Annotated in this window: 2 protein-coding genes; one reads left to right on the forward strand and one right to left on the reverse strand. The window is 70.7% G+C overall.

The features are described 5' to 3' along the window. Window positions 1-1,114 (reverse strand): bifunctional transcriptional activator/DNA repair enzyme AdaA (locus LQV45_RS29585; RefSeq protein ID WP_230010678.1); only part of this gene is annotated, 1,114 nt, incomplete at its 3' end. 90 nt (window positions 1,115-1,204) lie between these two features. Between LQV45_RS29585 and LQV45_RS29590 the strand changes: the two genes are divergently transcribed. Further along, window positions 1,205-1,812, forward strand: a 608-nt coding sequence (locus LQV45_RS29590; protein WP_230010679.1) for a DNA-3-methyladenine glycosylase, incomplete at its 3' end; no start/stop codon positions are given.

Consider the following 1,812-nt stretch of genomic DNA (forward strand, 5'->3'; position numbering starts at 1 on the left):
GTTCGAAGCCGGTCCCGCCGATCTGCTCGGCCGTCGGGAAAAGCCGGTGGAGGCCGTCGTCGGGCACCAGGCTCGCGCTTCCGGCCGCGGAAAGCTGGACCAGGGCGGTCCGCGCGGCGGCCACGGTGATCTGTTGGCCGATCATCGCCCGGATCAGCAGTTCCTGCGGATCAACGGCGCCGGGCATCCGCATGCCCGGCGTGCGCGCCACCGCGGCGGCCAGCCGGGAGTCGGCCTCGAGGGCGGCATCGATGGCGACCGGATCGGCGTCCAGGTCTAGCAGCCGGCGGACCCTGCTCAGCAGGGCGGCCAGATCCCGGAGGTCGACGGCGCCGATGGTCAGCACGAGCGGACGCCCGGGCGCGCCGGCGTCGTAATCCACGCGGAAGCGGGCATCGCCGTGCGTCAGCCGCAGGGTCCGGGCGTAGGAAGTGGAGGTACCTTCCTCGATCCCGGGGATGGCGCGGACTGCCAAAAAATCAAAGACGCCCGGGTCGAACGGTTCGCGGTACGGAAGGTTGAGTGTGAGCGCTGTGGTCGCCGCGGGGGAGCGGTGATGCCTGGCTGTGGCCCGGAGCGCGGAAGGCGTCATCGCAAAGACCTCGCCGATGGTCTCGTTGAACTGGCGCACGCTGCTGAATCCGGCGGCGAAGGCGATGTCCGAGACTTTCATGGCTGTGGAGACCAGCAGGGTGCGGGCGGTCTGGGCGCGGCTCGCCCGCGCCAGGGACAGCGGGCCGGCGCCGAGTTCGTGGCTGAGGATCCGGTTGAGCTGGCGCGAGGAGTATCCGAGCCGGGCCGCGAGCCCCTCGACGCCGTCGCGGTTGATCACGCCGTCATTGATTAGCCGCATGGCCCGGCCGGCGATATCGGAGCGCACGTTCCAGGCCGGCGTACCCGGCACGGCCTCGGGCAGGCAGCGTTTGCACGCACGGTAGCCGGCGTCGTGCGCCGCGGCGGACGTTTCATAGAACGTGACATTGGCCGCCTTGGGCGTCCGCGCGGGGCACGAGGGCCGGCAATAGATGCCGGTGGTCCGGACAGCTGTGTAGAACTGCCCGTCGAATCGGGTGTCCCGGGCATCGATTGCACGGTAGCGCTGCCAGAAGTCCATCACCCCATCCTGCCAGCTTCGCGGAGCAGCTGCTAGCGGAATTCGGACACGGCCGTCCTCTCCTTCGGCGGTGTTTGTTAAAGTCTGAGCATGACTTCCAGCCCGCTTCCTGCCGAGTCCGGCGCGGCCGAGTCCGTCCGCGAGCTGCTCTCGGCCGATGCCCGGCACGTGGCGCCGCTGATCCTCGGCGCGGTGCTGACGCACGACGGGCCCGGCGGATCCGTCTCGGTTCGGATTACCGAAGTGGAGGCATACCTGGGCCCGCATGATTCGCACCACCCTGACCCCGGGGCCCACACCTTTCGCGGCCAAACGGCCCGCAACGCCCCGATGTTCGGGCCGGCCGGCCACCTCTACGTGTATTTCACGTACGGGATGCACCATTGCGCCAATATCGTGTGCGGGCCCGAGGGCGTGGCATCGGCGCTCCTGCTGCGGGCCGGCGAAGTGGTCGCGGGACATGAGCTGGCGAGGGCCAGGCGGCCGACGTCGAAATCGGATGTCGACCTCGCGAGCGGGCCTGCCCGGCTGGCCACCGCGCTGGGACTGACGACGGCGGACAGCGGGCGGGATGCCCTCGCGCCGCCGTTCCGGCTGGAACCGGCTGCGTACCCGCCGGAGGGGGTCGCCGCGGGCATCAGCTCCGGTCCGCGCGTGGGCGTCTCCGGCGACGGCGGCAGCCCCGAGTACCCCTGGCG

Source organism: Microbacterium sp. Bi128 (assembly GCF_918698205.1).